This is a genomic window from Paenibacillus sp. FSL E2-8871 (assembly GCF_038000345.1).
Taxonomy (GTDB): Bacteria; Bacillota; Bacilli; order Paenibacillales; family Paenibacillaceae; genus Paenibacillus_AQ.
The window spans coordinates 4919272-4935951 of sequence record NZ_JBBOBV010000001.1 but is presented as its reverse complement, the minus strand read 5'-3'; the positions used below and the strand labels follow the sequence as shown (position 1 = coordinate 4935951).

The 16680-nt window shown below is 47.3% G+C and carries 8 protein-coding genes; 3 read left to right on the top strand and 5 right to left on the bottom strand.

Annotated features, from left to right (window positions below; all coding sequences use genetic code 11):
- Positions 1-8: 8 nt before the first annotated feature.
- From clpB to NYE25_RS22400, 3 genes are all read right to left on the bottom strand, one after another.
- Positions 9-2639 carry an ATP-dependent chaperone ClpB gene (gene clpB / locus NYE25_RS22410; protein WP_042184167.1) on the bottom strand — a complete coding sequence of 877 codons (2631 nt, stop codon included), beginning with the start codon at positions 2637-2639 and terminating at the stop codon, positions 9-11.
- Positions 2640-3169: 530 nt separating this feature from the next.
- On the bottom strand, positions 3170-4177 hold the full coding sequence (locus tag NYE25_RS22405) for a J domain-containing protein (RefSeq protein ID WP_341146854.1): 1008 nt from the start codon (positions 4175-4177) through the stop codon (positions 3170-3172).
- A gap of 175 nt (positions 4178-4352) precedes the next feature.
- Positions 4353-4820, bottom strand: coding sequence for an Hsp20/alpha crystallin family protein (locus NYE25_RS22400; RefSeq protein ID WP_076299931.1), 468 nt, complete (start codon positions 4818-4820; stop codon positions 4353-4355).
- 342 nt (positions 4821-5162) lie between these two features.
- Between NYE25_RS22400 and NYE25_RS22395 the strand changes: the two genes are divergently transcribed.
- Together NYE25_RS22395 and NYE25_RS22390 are read left to right on the top strand one after the other, a co-directional pair.
- On the top strand, positions 5163-6806 hold the full coding sequence (locus NYE25_RS22395; protein WP_339268259.1) for an SWIM zinc finger family protein: 1644 nt from the start codon (positions 5163-5165) through the stop codon (positions 6804-6806).
- On the top strand, positions 6803-9823 hold the full coding sequence (locus NYE25_RS22390; RefSeq protein WP_341146853.1) for a DEAD/DEAH box helicase: 3021 nt from the start codon (positions 6803-6805) through the stop codon (positions 9821-9823). The genes NYE25_RS22395 and NYE25_RS22390 overlap by 4 nt, the downstream gene beginning before the upstream one ends.
- A gap of 102 nt (positions 9824-9925) precedes the next feature.
- Here the strand turns inward: NYE25_RS22390 and NYE25_RS22385 are convergent, their stop codons facing one another.
- Positions 9926-10729: a hypothetical protein gene (locus NYE25_RS22385; RefSeq protein ID WP_341146852.1), complete on the bottom strand. Its 804-nt coding sequence runs from the start codon at positions 10727-10729 to the stop codon at positions 9926-9928.
- A gap of 590 nt (positions 10730-11319) precedes the next feature.
- Here NYE25_RS22385 and hflX point away from each other — a divergent pair.
- Positions 11320-12585, top strand: a complete 1266-nt coding sequence (gene hflX / locus NYE25_RS22380) for a GTPase HflX (protein ID WP_076286644.1) — start codon at positions 11320-11322, stop codon at positions 12583-12585.
- A gap of 111 nt (positions 12586-12696) precedes the next feature.
- Here hflX and NYE25_RS22375 read toward each other — a convergent pair whose 3' ends face one another.
- Entirely contained in the window at positions 12697-16464 is a 3768-nt protein-coding gene (locus tag NYE25_RS22375; protein WP_341146851.1) for an S-layer homology domain-containing protein, read from the bottom strand.
- Between the last annotated feature and the right edge of the window lie 216 nt (positions 16465-16680).

Genomic DNA, 16680 nt, shown 5'->3' with positions numbered 1-16680 from the left:
TTTTATTTTTACATAGTATCAACATCTGGCTTTATAATGCTCACCGTCAGGCCGCCGCCGGATTCGTCTACTTGAATCACCGTACCTTCTGCGGCTTCACCAGCAATGATCGCACGTGCCACACGGGTCTCCAGACTTCGCTGGATGAAGCGTTTCAGCGGTCTCGCCCCATACACTGGATCAAAACCTTCCTTAGCGATAAAACGTACCGCGGGCTCAGTTAACTCAAGACCAATCTCCCGGTCAGCAAGACGTAAACGTAATCCGTCCACCAGTTTGTCCACGATTTTCTCGATCTCGCCCAGGGTCAACGGCTTGAACATCACAATATCGTCAACCCGGTTCAGGAACTCTGGACGGAAATGACCAGTTAGTTCCTTCATTACGCTATCCTTGGCAGCCTCCGTAAGCTGACCCTTCTCATCGGTGCCTTGAATCAGATGTGGTGAACCGATATTTGAGGTCATGATAATGATCGTGTTCTTGAAGTCGACCATCCGGCCCTGCGAATCGGTCAGACGTCCATCATCAAGCAGCTGCAGTAGAATATTAAATACATCGGGATGCGCCTTCTCCACTTCATCGAGCAGCACTACTGTGTAAGGCTGACGCCGTACAGCTTCTGTAAGTTGGCCGCCCTCCTCATATCCAACGTATCCCGGAGGTGCACCGACTAGGCGAGAAACACTGTGCTTCTCCATATACTCCGACATATCGATACGGATCATGCCATCTTCGCGATCAAAGAGAGAGACCGCGAGCGATTTAGCCAACTCCGTCTTCCCTACCCCAGTCGGACCGAGGAACAGGAAGGAACCGATCGGCCGATTTGGATCTTTGATCCCGGCTCTTGCCCGAAGCACGGCATCGGCCACCAAGCTGACAGCTTCATCTTGGCCCACAACTCGTTCATGCAGCGTTTCTTCCAGACGCAGCAGCTTATCCCGTTCGCCTTCAACCAGTCTGCTAACTGGAACGCCCGTCCAACGCGACACAATATCTGCGATTTCCTCCTCGGTTACAGCTTCACGCAATAATCTTGTATCCTGATCCTGCTGTGCCGCTTCTTCCGCTGCTTTCAATTGCCGCTCTAGATCAGGAATGATGCCATAGCTCAATTCGGCTGATTTATTAAGATCGTATTCCTCCTGTGCATCGACCAAATCCTTACGGGCTTGCTCCAGCCGCTTTTTGAGGTCGCGGATGCCTTGAATCGCTGACTTTTCCTTCTCCCAACGCGCCGTCATCCCAAGCTGCTTCTCCTTGAGATCGGCTAGTTCACGTTGTAAGATTTCCAGACGGCGTTTGCTGGCGTCATCCGTTTCTTTTTTGAGCGCTGCTTCCTCAATCTCCATCTGCATCAGACGGCGGGTCACTTCATCCATCTCACCCGGCATGGAATCAATCTCTGTACGGATCATGGCACAAGCTTCATCCACTAAGTCGATCGCTTTATCCGGCAAAAAACGATCCGTAATGTAGCGGTTAGACAGAACACCTGCAGCGACGAGGGCGCTGTCATGGATTTTGACTCCATGATGGACTTCGAACCGTTCCTTCAGACCGCGTAGAATGGAGATCGTATCCTCTACATCCGGTTCACTGACCAGCACCTGTTGGAAACGGCGCTCCAGCGCAGGGTCCTTCTCTATATACTTGCGGTATTCATCGAGCGTTGTGGCACCGATACAGTGCAGTTCGCCGCGAGCCAGCATCGGCTTCAGCATATTGCCCGCATCCATCGAACCTTCGGTTTTACCTGCGCCTACAATCGTGTGCAGCTCATCAATAAAAAGAATAATACGGCCGTTACTTTCACGAACTTCCCTCAGTACCGCCTGCAGGCGTTCCTCGAATTCACCTCGGAACTTCGCGCCTGCTACAAGGGAACTCATATCCAGCGAGAAAACCGTCTTGTCCTTCAGCCCCTCCGGTACGTCTTTGCGTACAATCCGGTGAGCCAAGCCTTCCACAATCGCTGTTTTACCTACACCTGGCTCACCGATCAGCACAGGGTTATTCTTCGTTTTACGGGACAGAATTCGGATCACACGACGTATCTCAGCGTCACGTCCGATGACTGGATCGATCTTGCCCGCGCGAACCTCTGCTACAAGATCACGTCCGTATTTCTCCAGCACCTCATAAGTAGCCTCCGGCTCCCGACTCGTTACACGCTGATGCCCACGAATCTCAGCAAGTATAGACATCAGCTTCTCGCGTGTTAATCCACGACTGACAAAAAGATCACGTAGCTCACGATTATCCCTGCTCGAATCCGACACCATGGCCAGCACGGCATGCTCTACCGAAACAAACTCGTCTTGCATCTTCGCTGCTTCTTTCTCCGCCTGTTCCAGCAGATGAATCAGCGATTGCGAGGCATAACGCCGTACTGTGCTTGCTCCTGATCCGCTTATGCTCGGCTTGCGCCCAAGCAGTTCATCCGTGCTGCGCAGCAGCTCAGCTACGGGGACGTTCATCTTTTGCAGCAATCTTGGCAGCAAGCCTTCTTGCTGCTGGAGTAACGCTTTTAAAAGATGGAGATTATCGATCTCCTGATGTCCGCTTTCTGAAGCCAGCGACTGCGCCGCAGCTACTGCTTCCTGCAGCTTTTGAGTAAGTTTATTGAAATCCATAGCTCTCTCACCTTTCTATTTAGGACTGATATATAGGATCGGCCGTTTTGGCCGGGATAGATTGATTTAGCGGGATTAATACCGCTGAATTGAGGCGGATGGGCCGCATTTGGTGCTATCTGCGGGATTAATACCGTTCATTTGGACGGATGAGCCGCATTTGGCGCTATCTGCGGGATTAATACCGTACATTTCGAGTGATCAGCCAAATTCGGCCCATTCTGGGGTATTTTTACCCCTCTTTTCGCTCATCGAGCCGAAATCCACGCATTCTAGGGCATTTTCATTCCTCTTTTCACTCATCGAGCCCAATACGACTCATTCTGGGGTACTTTTACCCCTCTTTTCGCTCATCGAGCCGAAATCGGCACCTTTAGAACACTTTTACCCTTCCTTTTCCCGACACTTCTCACAGGTCTCTACTATTAGTTAGTTTCTAATTAAGTTACTTTTCTACTACTAGCACTCTATTCACCATATTCACCAGCCACATTCGATCACGAACATACAAAGTTACCTCTACCTACCTATTAATTACCCACTTTTGCCTTCGGGCGCTGCGCACTAGCGCTTTGACGTTTAGCTCTAGCCTCGAAATGGCTGGATTCAGCCAGTTTACGGTACAAATTCTTCTCCGCTTCGCTGGTTGGCTCAGGGACAACAATCTCAATACCAAATAAAATATCACCGTTCGCACCATTCTCACGCTTCAAACCTTTGCCTGGGATGCGCAGCGTTTTACCACTTTGAATTCCTGCAGGAATCTTCAATTTCACGGCACCGCCACCCGGTAATGGAACCTTCACCTCACCACCCAATACCGCTTGCCATGGAGCAACTTCAACTACACCGTATAAATCGCCACCTCGAAGCTCGTATATATCATGAGGAAGAATATGAAGTGCCAGCAGTACATCGCCACCTGGAGCTATGCCACTCTGAGTGGTTCCTGCGATTTTTAAAATCGTGCCTTCACTAGATCCCGGCGGAACTTGAACGTCCACAGTTTTATCACCGATCTGCACTCTTACAGTTGCTCCCTTATAGGCCTGCTCCAACGTAATATCCAGCTGCACCTGCGTCGTACTGCGCGCCTCACCCCATGGATTGCCGTTCGCACGCCCACTACTACTACTAGAAAAGAAATCAAAGCCAGCGCGATCCGCCGATCCCCGATTCCCAAAAAACATTCCGAACAAATCTTCCTCCGAAATGCCAGAACCTCCTGCAGAATAAGTCCCACCGTTCCAGTTTCCACCAAAGTTTGAATCCCACGAAGAGGCCCCGCTCGACGCACCTCCACCAGCTCTACCACGCTGAGCCCCATAAAGCAGCTCCTCATCGTAAAGCTTGCGTTTCTCCTCATTGCCCAGCACTTCATAGGCTTCAGCCGCTTCTTTGAATTTCGCCTCTGCCTCAGAGGCTTTATTCACATCGGGATGCCACTTCTTGGCCAGCTTTTGATAAGCCTTTTTAATTTCCTGTTTAGTTGCTGTTTTGTTCACGCCCAAAGCATCATAATAGCTTTTGTTAGCCACTCGGATTCCTCCTTTCAACGCTTGATTAAATACAACTCATCGTACGATTCCGAGAAAAGACGCACCATAGCCGGAATCCTCCACTACAATGCGCCTTTTATTCATAACACTATATTAAAAGCTCGCTGCCTATCTCTAAGATGCTGAGCGGAAACTATTACCGCCTAAATTATGCTTATTCAGACTGCGATGCGCTAGAATCTCCGTCTTGAATCTCAATGCGTTTCCCTTGTGGTTTTTGCTGTTTTGGAACTTCCAGCTTCAGTAATCCGTCTTTCAAAGACGCGCGAATCTCTTCCACTGCAATATCCTGAACATAGAATCTGCGAACATATTCACCATATCGACGTTCTCTACGTACAATTTGATGATCCTTGTTCTCCTCCGCATTCTCTTCCTTCCGCACCGCTTTAATCGTCAAGTAAGGGCTGGCATAATCAATGTCGATTTCTTCTTTTTTAAAGCCAGGAAGTTCAGCTTCAATCAGGTAAGCCTGCTCACTCTCGCGAATATCCGTTCTGAAGGACATCGTCGAGCTCTTGATCGGTGCAAAAAAATCATCATTAAAAACATCATTCAAAGACTTAGCCAGCATACCAAAAGCATCATCTCTACGTTTACCAAAAGGAACCAAATCAAACATTATCCATTCTCCTCTCATTGACTTTGACTTTATTTGACCTATGACCTTATTATAGTCCCCTATCAGAGGAATAACAAAATCGATTTAAGCCAATTTTCAGTCAAATTCAGGCAAATCAGCTGATTTAATGCTACAAATTTTAATGTTTTTAATGTTTTGACCTTTTTTGACCTTTATTTGATCTATACTTCAATTTTCAGCACGATTAGTATATGTTTAGGCCCCACGTTCCATACAAGCCAGCATTTTCGCTTTCATTACAACGCCAAAACATCCTACTCAAAAAGAAATGATATAATGAAGGTCAAATAACGACCATTTTTCTTACGGGAGACCAATTGTATGCAACCAACCTATACTATGGATGATACGCAGTGGAGTAAGCTCATCCAGAATGTCGCCTATTATTTCGATGACCTCACCCTCAAACGAGGGTTCCAATATTATAAGCAAAGCCGTATTCGTTCGTTCACTATGACGGAGCCATCTAAGATCAATGCCCTTGTTGAAGGTAGAGAGGATTACCGCGTTACTATTGATCTGGACAGCTTCACGCGGTGCCATTGCAACTGCCCAGTTTCAGGACATTGCAAGCATATGGCCGCCGTGCTGCTCAGTTTTGCTGAACAACAGAATAGGTCTGTACAAGTTCTAGCTAACGCCAAAGCCGCATCTTTTCTCCCAAAAACATCTAGTAGTTCACCTGTCGGAACCGATGGAAAGCACCAGCAGCAGCTAAAAGAACATGCCAGCCGGATCGCTGACGGAGGCATCACGGAGTGGCGCGAGTATTTTGCGTTCTGCATCACGCCTCTGGCACATACCACTCGGAATCCTGAATATGTGGATCGGGCATTATCTTCCATTACTAAATTTAAGCCGAAGTTATCACCGGAAATGGACAAGCTATTTACCCTGCATGCCCATCTTTTTCTCCTAGAAAAGCTGGCTAAGCCTTCCGCCAATCTACCCGGTCAGGTCGCCTTTACCTCATCACTCGGCTATTACACGCAAGTAGCGGTCTCTGAACTACAGGAAGCAATCACACGTCTGTTAAAAAGCACACTCCCGCTGTCTCCCGAGCAAGAGCAGGAATACGATCTGTGGCCGCATATCGTCGAGACCCTCTCCTACTTGCGGCGTGAGATGTTGACGGAGTCGCGCGATCGCTTGCGGGATCAACCCTCTTTTTCACTGTGCTATGACCTGCTGTGGAGAAACTGGATTTATCCGAATACAGGCGGAACTAAGCTTTATCTGGATGAAATCAAACAGCTTCAGCAGGCAGAAAGTGAATTAGGCGCTTCCCTGTCACGCCATGCGTGGCTATTAGCCCAGAGCCGCATGTATTTTTATCTGAAGGATGACCCAAAGGCTTGGGAATTACTGAATAAGGCTGCCGAGCGCCCAGGTCTCCATCCTGATGAGCTTATGAGCTTCACCTCCCCGCTTCTGGATGCAGGTGAATGGTCACGCTTGGTGGGCTGGCTTGCTCAGATCGGTCCACTGCTGAGTAGCAGACTCTATAATCTGAATAACTATTCGAACAGATGGGAAGAGGCCGTTCGCCACCTTCCTGAAGCTGAGCCGCAGATGTGGAATACATTAGCCACCATGTTACCTATCTCTGGAGAAGTATACGAAGAGAAATTAATTACCTATGAAAAATGGCAGACATGGATGGATTATCAACTGTCCATCGGTAAGCTGCCTTCCGAATTTCGTGTTACAGACCTCCAGCCTATGGAGAAAAACGCACCCGAAGTTCTACTCCCTTTCTACCATCAGGCCGTCGAAAGATTTGTGCTGGATAAGAATAGACATAGCTACAAGGCGGCTGTGAAACTATTGAAGCGATTATCCAAGCTGTATAAAAAAATGAAACAAGAAGAACGGTGGGAAGAGTTCCTCATTGCCTTCACCACAAAGCACAGCAGACTCCGTGCGCTGCAAGAGGAGCTTCGGAAAGGAAAGCTAATACCATGAACATGCATTTACGCACGCTGACCATCCGGCTTGCATTAAGCCAGTATGGCGACGCTTTAATATATGGAATAAATGAAAGAGAAGATCTCGTGCCCGGTTTGCAGCTTAAACAGCGGTTATTCGCCTGGCATGAGGCGTCTTTTTATGGAACGGAGTTAACGGTTCAACCAGCTGGAGAAGGTGTAGAGCTAGTGATTCTACCTGCGGAGCAGGTCATCCATTTCTTTGCAGAGCAGAAGCTGCTGGCGCATATCGAATGGAACTGGGAGGGCGATGCGGCTCACCTGACTGAACTGGCGCCACTTCTGGCTATATGTCTGGAGCACAAACAGTATATTCCCGATATCTCCGCTTATCGTGCTGGGAGGTTGCAATGGACCTGGGATGAGGGTGCTTTGGCGCAGGTGGCAGTGGAGAATGACACTGCCAAAGGGGCTCTTGAGGCGCTAAATGGCGGCAGCGAATTTAGCCGTGGGCTATGCGCGGCGTTCTCCGCCGCCGTATCGCAGAGGTATTACAGCACGGAGGCCGAGGCAGGTGACCTCCGGAGCGAATTCCCGCTTCTATTCGATAGAAGCGGGGCCCTTGCAGCGGGCATGGATACCGCTGCATGGCTTATCGCCATTGGCTGGAAGGCGGATACCGCGCCTTTCCGGCCTGCACTTCAGCTGCTGGAGCCGGAAGGGGATGAATCCCCTTGGCGGCTGCAGCTGATCCTTCAGGACAAGCGCGATGAATCCGCGCTTGTTCCCATCAGGCTCGCCGATGATGGCGAGCCGCACGGCTTGTGGCCAACAGCATGGTCGGCCCACGTGCACGAACGGGCCGCGGGATGGCTGGAGCGCCTCCGCGGCAGTCTGCCGCCCGAGCGCTTCGCGGCGGGCGGCGACGTGCTGACCGAACCGCTCAGCGATGCCATCGCTTGGCGGTTCTTAACCGCCGAGAGCCAGCGGCTGCTGGAAGCAGGCTGGCAAGTGCTGCTGCCGGCGTGGTGGGAAGCCGCCAGCCGGAAAAAACCGCGCCTGCGCGCCAAGATCAGCTCCGGCGAGGACAAACGTAGCGGCGGCGAGTCGCTGTTCGGCCTCGATTCGATCATCGATTTCGATTGGCGAATCTCCATCGGCGACGTCGACCTCACCGAAGCTGAATTTGCCGAGCTGGTCGCAAGAGGAGAACGACTCGTCCGCTTCAAAGGCAAATGGGTCTCGCTCGATCCCGCGCTGCTGGCGCAAATCCAAAGAGCCATGGCTGGTATGGACAAGTCGCAAGGCTTGTCTTTCCAAGATGTGCTTCAGCTTCATTTGCTGCAAGCGAGTGAGGAAGCTGATGCTGAGGCTACAGAAGAGCAGCTTCAAGAGGATGCGGCGCGCCTGCGGCTCGAGGTAGAGCTAAACGAGCATTTGATCAGCCTCATTGGTCAGCTCGGCCAGCGCTCACAGTGGCCGAAGCCTCCAGTGCCCGCAGGTCTCCAGGCAGAGCTACGCACCTATCAGCATGAAGGATATGCTTGGCTGACTTTCCTGCGTCAATTCGGTTTGGGGGCTTGTCTAGCCGATGATATGGGGCTTGGCAAGACCGTCCAACTCATCGCATATTTACTTCATATCAAAGAAAATACCGATCCTAGCTCATCCCGTCGCCAGACCGACCCTCCGGGGTGGCCTGCTCTGATCATCTGCCCTACCTCCGTGCTGGGCAACTGGCAGAAGGAATTGCAGCGCTTTGCGCCTTCTTTGAATGTGATGCTGCACTACGGAAGTCGCCGTTTGGACGCAGGATTCTTCTATGGCGCTGCGTCGCAAGCTGACGTGGTTCTCACCTCTTATGCGACTGCAGCGCTTGATCAGGAGTTGCTGAAGGAATTCACTTGGGCGGCGATTTGTCTGGACGAAGCACAGAACATCAAGAATGCTCAAACGAAGCAGTCGGTAGCTGTGCGCAGCTTCCCGGCTTTACACCGGATTGCGCTGACAGGAACACCTATAGAGAACAGATTATCCGAGCTGTGGTCCATTTATGATTTTATAACCCCAGGTTATCTGGGTAGTGCCAAAGCCTTTAACGACCGATTCAGTAATGCCATTGAGAAGGAACGTGACGAGAAACGTACAGCGGACCTACAGAATCTCGTGAAGCCGTTCATGCTACGCCGTAAGAAAAAGGATCCTAACATTCAGCTCGATCTTCCAGATAAAAACGAGATGAAGACCTATGTCCATCTGACAGCTGAACAAGCTGCGCTCTATGACCAGACCGTAAACGGACTGCTCGACCGTATGCAGAAGTTGGAAGGTATTGAGCGTAAGGGCGCCATTCTTGGGGCTTTGACCGGACTTAAGCAGCTATGTGATCACCCGATGCTTGTGACTAAGGAGGCCCTCCCTGAAACGGATTCGGACAACAAACTGGATACCAGTCTACTCATTAACCGTTCCTCTAAACTTGAAAGACTGCTGGATATGGTTAAGGAACTGCGTACAGAGGATGAGCGCTGTCTCATCTTTACGCAATATGTCGGGATGGGAAAAATGCTTCAGGCTGTTCTACAGCAGGAGCTTGGGGAGCCTGTCCTTTATTTGAACGGAAGCACCTCCAAACAGGCGCGTGACCGAATGATTGAGCGATTCCAGACGCCTGCACCTTCCGCGGACGAAGGGTCCAGACGTCCAGATGCACCACCGTCTGATCAGCCGAATGTATTCATCCTTTCTCTCAAAGCCGGAGGTGTCGGTCTGAACTTAACCGCAGCCAATCACGTATTCCACTTCGATCGCTGGTGGAATCCGGCCGTTGAGAATCAGGCGACGGACCGCGCCTATCGGATGGGCCAGACGCGTGATGTACAGGTGCATAAGTTCATCGCTCTCGGGACGCTCGAAGAAAAGATTGATGAGATGCTGGAGAGTAAGCAGCAGCTAAGCGATAATGTCATCTCCAGCTCCGAAGGCTGGATTACCGAGCTGTCTACTGAGGCTTTGAAAGACCTATTTACATTACGGAGAGGCTTAACAGACTAAACTTAACGCTTGCAACGACCATCAAAAGGAACATTCGCATCTACGCGGATGTTCCTTTTTTGAATCACTAGAATTTATCTTTAGTACTGGATTAAAGAACGCTCACCATTGCTCGGACATCTTAAAGGTGACTGCGAGATCATCATCACCTGAAAGTGAGTTAACCACCAAAGTAACCGGCTCATTCTGAAGCTCGTAAGAGAGTCGCTCGTTAAGCAAATTAACAGCCAAATTCGCATAAGCACCGGAGATTCCCGATCCTGTACCTTGCATAATCACCTTTCCACCCGTGACCGTAGTGCAGGTGTAATTCACCAGCAGTGCCGTGTCCGTGACAGGAATATCCGTAGTTGGCGTTGGGAAATTTTCGAATGTCCCATCCAGAGTGCCACCTGCGACGACCATATATCGCACAGGTCTTTTGGATAGAATATCTAAAGCCGCCGGTCTAATCTCAGCCGCAAGACCTTGTGGAATAGTAAAGGCAGAACTCCTCATAAAGCTAATCGCCGCGAAGTCAGTCGATGTAACCGATACGTTATCACGGATTTCCGAGGTTATACGGCTTACTTGAAACACTTCCAGATTAACAGCCGTCCAGACACCGTTCACATCCACAAGAAAAACCTGAATCTTCAATTGTTCCTGTGAATACACAAAATTAAATTGGAATAAATCCTCTACAATAGTGTAGGTCTTGCTTGACGTTTCCTGATATTGCAGCTCAAATAATTCTTCAATAAAGACTGTCTGAGGACTTGCACTATTGGCTAAACCCGTTAAATAACAAGCCGCGCCAGCTAATCCATTGTTAACCACTTTGATCACAACTTGATCTATTGGACGAGTACCGTCGACAGGTAAATTAATGATGGTGTTTGTAGAGAGGACAGGCAATGTCTTCACACCTCCTATTCATATCAAATTATATATATATGGTATGCAATCATTTTTTAGAATTCTTGGATTGATATTAAAATAGAGATGTGCTCCACCGAGCATAAAATACAGATTTGCCACCAAATAAAGGATGTGGTAAACTCGACTTAACTTTTTATGAACGGAGGGTTACGTGTGATAGACTTTATCCGAGTTAGAACTTTGCGCGGCTAATTGAATAGCGCTAAAGCTCTGCCCATGTGCAGAGGACTCAGGATAGGTCTACCCATTTAACTCCATAGAAGCCAACAAACTAAAACGCCTTCGGCGTCCTTATAAGGACGGTAGCGTTTATGTGAGAATTATAAGGATAAAGTATATCGTGAAACTTATACTTTCTTATAATTTAAACCAACTGCTGCTCGTAAGGGATTAGGTTATCATTTCCCTACGCCCCAGCCGTTGTTTAATTCGATATATCTATGGAAGACCCTAATGTCGTAATGGAGATTTCTCCTTACACATTTGTTCTGACGTCCTCTAACGAACCGTAAGCACAGGCAGATGTCCTGTGTTTTTTTGCGTTTACTATTTACTATTGGAGGATGAATAAATATATGGAACAACTACGAGAAAAAGCTATTATAGTCGGTGTTCAGCTACAAAACGAAACAAACTTCGATTATTCTATGGAAGAACTCAGTAATCTGGCAGCTGCCTGTGACCTAGAAGTTGTCGGAGAACTTAGTCAGAAGGCAAGCCGGATCAACCCTTCCCACTATATCGGCACAGGCAAAATCCAAGAAGTATCTGCGCTCTTAGAAGCGCATGATGCTCCTATTGTTATTTTTAATGATGAGCTGTCTCCTTCACAGATTCGCAATTTGGAGTCTTCTCTAGGCCGTCAGGTCATTGACCGAACGATTCTGATCTTGAATATTTTCGCAGAACGAGCAAAGACCAAAGAAGCACAGCTGCAAGTAGAAGTAGCCAAGCTGCAGTATATGCTGCCCCGCCTGACAGGTCTCCGAGAATCCCTCGGAAGACAAGGCGGTGGTGCTGGGCTGAAGAACAGAGGCGCTGGTGAAACGAAGCTGGAGCTGGATCGCAGAAGAATAGAAGAACGTATTTCAGCGTTACAAGTTGAGCTTCAACAGCAAGTAGCAAGGCGCCAAATTCAGCGAAAGCAGCGGCATAAGAATGAGGTTCCTGTCGTCTGTCTCGTCGGCTATACAAATACCGGCAAGTCCAGCTTAATGAATGTGATCGTGGAGACGTATCATCCCGGCTCTAATAAGCAAGTGTTCGCCAAGGATATGTTATTCGCTACGCTGGAGACATCCGTTCGGAGCATTGAGCTACCGGATCACAAAACCTTTTTATTAACAGATACCGTCGGATTCGTCAGCCAGCTTCCCCATCATCTGGTCAAAGCCTTCCGCTCCACGCTCGAAGAGGTGACCGAAGCTGACTTATTGATTCACGTAGTCGATATTTCCGATCCACAGCATGAGCAGCATATGGCTGTCACTGATGAGACTTTGAAAGCGCTCGGCGCGGACCAAATTCCAACGGTTTATGCCTACAACAAAGCTGACCTAACTGACTTGCCTTACCCTCACCTTGAGGGTGACAATGTCTACCTCTCTGCCAAACAAAATAGTGGGGTAGCTGAACTTACAGATCTGATTCGCAGCCATGTGTTTACGGATTATGTACAGTGTGAAATTCTGATTCCATTTGATCGCGGCAATGTAGTCTCCTATTTCAACGAGCATGCCCATGTTCAATCCACTAGCTATGAAGAAACAGGCACACGGCTTGCGCTAGAATGTAGAAAATCTGATTTCGAGAAATTCCGCAACGACTTTGTTGAGCTTTAGGCTATTAGTCACAGCAAAGGGGCTGTCCCATAAGTCATAATGACTCAGGGACAGCCCCTTCTTTTTCTTATTGGTGGAGCTGAATCCGGTTAACTACCCGAAACATTTCACTTAGTGTGCAAGTAATTTATCCAACAAACGAATGATCATCGCAACCGACTCCGCACGGGATGCAGCATCATTTGGTTTGAACAATTCGTTGCCTTTACCAGTTACTATGCCAGCAGTTGCAAAAGCATTGATTTGTTCTGAAGCCCAGTTCGTAGCTACATCCAAAAATAGATTGGATGCGTTAGGAACATAGTTTGTCAGACGAGCAAGCATTGCAACGATCTCAGCGCGGGAAATTTCTTGATTCGGATGGAAAGAACCATCACTGTAACCCGTAATTACCCCTTTAGCTTGTAATGCTGCAATCGATTCTGAAGCCCAATGCCCTTGCGTGTCAGAGAAAGATGAACCGCTTGAATTCGGTAGACCAAAAGCTTTTGCTAGCATTGTGGCGAACTCGGCGCGAGTTACCTTTTGATTCGGATGGTAAGAACCATCACTATAACCCGTTACAATCCCCATCTTAGCTGCACGCTCCACTACAGAGGCACTCCACGATGATGCCGGAACATCCGTAAAGTTTATAGTGGGAGCAGACTTCTCTTTTTCCACGATAGCTTTAACTGCATCTACATTTACCTTGTCGTTGAATACCGGCTTCGACGCTGTTGGCTTCGATGTCGATGTTGGCGGTGTTGGCATCGCTGTTGGCTTCGGTGTTGATGTTGGTGGTGTTAGCGTTGCTGTTGGCTTTTGTGTAGATGTTGGTGGCGTTGATGTTGAATTCGGTGTTGGTGGCGTTGATGTTGGTGTCGGTGTCGGTGTCGGTGTTGGTGTTGGTGTTGGTGTTGGTGTTGGTGTTGGTGTCTCAGTTTCCGTTGTTTTCTTGACAGAAAACTCATCGATTAATGTACCCGCACTTGTACGTGCCTCCACATGAATCGCATCCTCAGTAATTTTAATAGCGGAGTATACAGGAACGTCTTCATCAAAAATATAATTCAAATAATTATATTGGGTGCCATCATAGAATTTCCAGCCTGAAGCACCACCATCAAGGTATACAGTACCCTCATTGGTAGCTTTATTTGGCTTTCCATCCATCATTGGATAGGTGCGCGCATATACATGATCATGACCAACCAGAACCAAATCGACTTTTTTCTTTTCTAATATGGGTGCAAAATAGGTTTGGGTGTACTCAACAAGGGATTCTCGGCCATTCTCTGTATGATAAGCTGGACGGTGGAACATAACGACAGTCCATTTTTTATCATTCTGATCCAAATCGTCCTTTAACCATGCTGCTTGATCAACCATCTGTTCCTCTGTGCCTTCTGAGTTCAATACGACAAAATGAGTATCATCGACTTCATAGGAGTAAGCATATTGCAGTTGGGATTCTGGTCCGTTTTCCGGGAAATTCCCACCTTTGGTGAACACATCCTTCCCTTCACTCTTCACATCATGGTTGCCCAGTGTTAGTGCAGTCGGGAGTTTTGTTGCATAAACAGAAGATGCTAGCCAGAACTTTTGCCATTCTTCGAATGCGCCGCCCACATCAACCATATCTCCACCATGCATAATAAACTGTGTTGATGGATATTGTGTCAAAGCGTTAGTCATTAGCTCTTGATAGATTTGTAACCCTGGTAGTTGATTCGTATGGGAATCCGTAATAAACAAGAATGAGGTCGGTGTTGATTTATCCTGATCGACAGTAGAATATTCATGCCACTCCGACCATTGGTCTTCATAGCCTACACGATATTTGTAAGTGGTATCTGCTTTCAAGCCCTTAACCAGGACATTATGAAACCGGATTTCACCCTTCGTTCCATTTTCCTTCATACTAAGCACCTGCAGCTCACTCTCAGCTTGCTGCTGCTTTACATTATTGATGTCTGGGCTTGCACCTGCTCCCCATTCACCAGTTTCGATGTATTGAATATACGTAGAGGTTTGATCTGGTTTTGTTTGCCAGGCAGCACTCAGTTGTGAAGACATATCCTCTGCGACATAGGTTTGAATATATTGCGGTTCATTCATACCATACTGCTCTACAACTTCATAATTGACAACCTTACTGTTCTGATCACCGATGACTGCTTGTACCTGATAGGTTCCAAGTGCCAATGTAGTGAGGTCTGTTATTAACTGTCCTTTGGCATCTGTTTTACCAAGGCTGCCGCTCAATAACTGACTACTAACATCAGCTTCAGGGATATAACCTGTTGTTTGTCCGTCTGCGAGAATAACCTCGTAAAATCCATTCTTAGCTGCTGTTGAAGCATAGTAACGTTCACCATCATTTGCAACCATGATTACATTAGAAGATGTATCATCATCCTCATATACACTAGACGTAACAGTGTTAACTGTAACGACTGAGCTTTGCTTTAATAATCCAGTGAAAACAATATCCGCACCTTCATACGGATTGCCTCCATGGTCTAACACTGTAAAGGTAGAAGGTGTACCCAAACCAACTCCCGTCATTTTTAGCTGATAAGGGAAACCGATTGTATAATGAATAGGCGCAGCTAATGGTGTACTCGTCTGAACGCCGCCAGCAGTAAGACTCGCATTACTCATTGTTATGGTTTTGTGCGCTTCACCACGCTCTAAGACGGCATGAGAGCTCACTCTGAAGTTAACAGTAACGACATTTTGAGCTGCTGCTATTACGTTATCAAGTGCTACTTGAACCATGCCGTGCTCATTATCAATATCTGAGGTTAGGGAAACTCCAGCCGCCTGAGTAATGCTTTCAACTTGAAGGGTGCTTGCATCATAATTCAAGGTGAATTTTGCCTGCTCTGCTTTCAAGTAATCTTTGATATTAATATGAACAGGATAGATTTCATTACTTATGGCTTCTTCGTCTGCAGTCATGAACAAACGCTCTCCTGCATTTATTGTGAAGGTGAGTTTTTTTGCTGCCGGGTTACCATTCTTGTCCTTCACTTCAATCACAAGCTCATGATAACCGCCATCTACATATTCTCCTGGGTAAGTTAATACATTTGTATCTGGAGAATAGTGCACTTCATCCGTGATATCCGTTCCATCTAACTGAACAGATAAGGTACCCAAATCCAGACCTGATCCGTTATCTGTCAGCTCAACCTTCAATTCATCAAGTGGAGTGTTTAAGACTTCATTTTCAACAGGGGCTTTAGGTTTAATGGCAGGAACGTCCTTATCCTCATCAACTTCATCATAGATAAAGGTAATATCATCTACCCAAATAGAGCCCTTGTTTTTCTTGCTCATATTCGATTGCTTCAATTGGAAAAACAATTCAAGAACAATCGGACCCGGTTTACCCTGCGGAATATCTGCCTCGATATATTTCCAGCCGGACCAGTTGATACCCACTTGATTTACATCATAAAATTCTGCCTGGAAAGAAGATCCGCCTATATCTCTAAATTTTGTCGTCAGCAAATGTCCTTCGTTGTTTGCATAAACCCACATGCCTACTTTAGTAGGGTAACCTGTAACTGGGATATTCCCCGTTTTATACCCGACTTCAATTTGAGAGGGGTTATCTACTATGCCGATCATATCGTAATCAATTCTAGCCGAATATTGCCCATTTCTTACAAGCTTCTTGTTATCTTCCAAATGCAGCGTAGCATTATACATACGTTTAGGATTAAATTTCACATCATTGATTCCATCTTCAAAATCTTCGACCAGGATGGATGGCGTAGTATCATCTGCTGCGTAGACATAATTATTTTGACTAAAGCCTGTATTAAACCCTCCTCCTAGCAACGTTATCGCTGATGCAATCACAATTGTCTTACGTAATGTATTCATGCGCTTATCCTTCCCCCCTGTTAGTAAAGCATTGATCAATGAGTACTATAACAGTTCAATGTAAAATTAAACCTTTGCTATTATTAAAGATTTAAATTTTATGCATGACGTAATATGCAAGAGTCACAAAGAGGTGCAATACAGCTACTCAAGCTTTAATGACTACGAACTAGAATTGTTGAATCCACGAAAAAAAGACACCCTAAATGGTGTCTT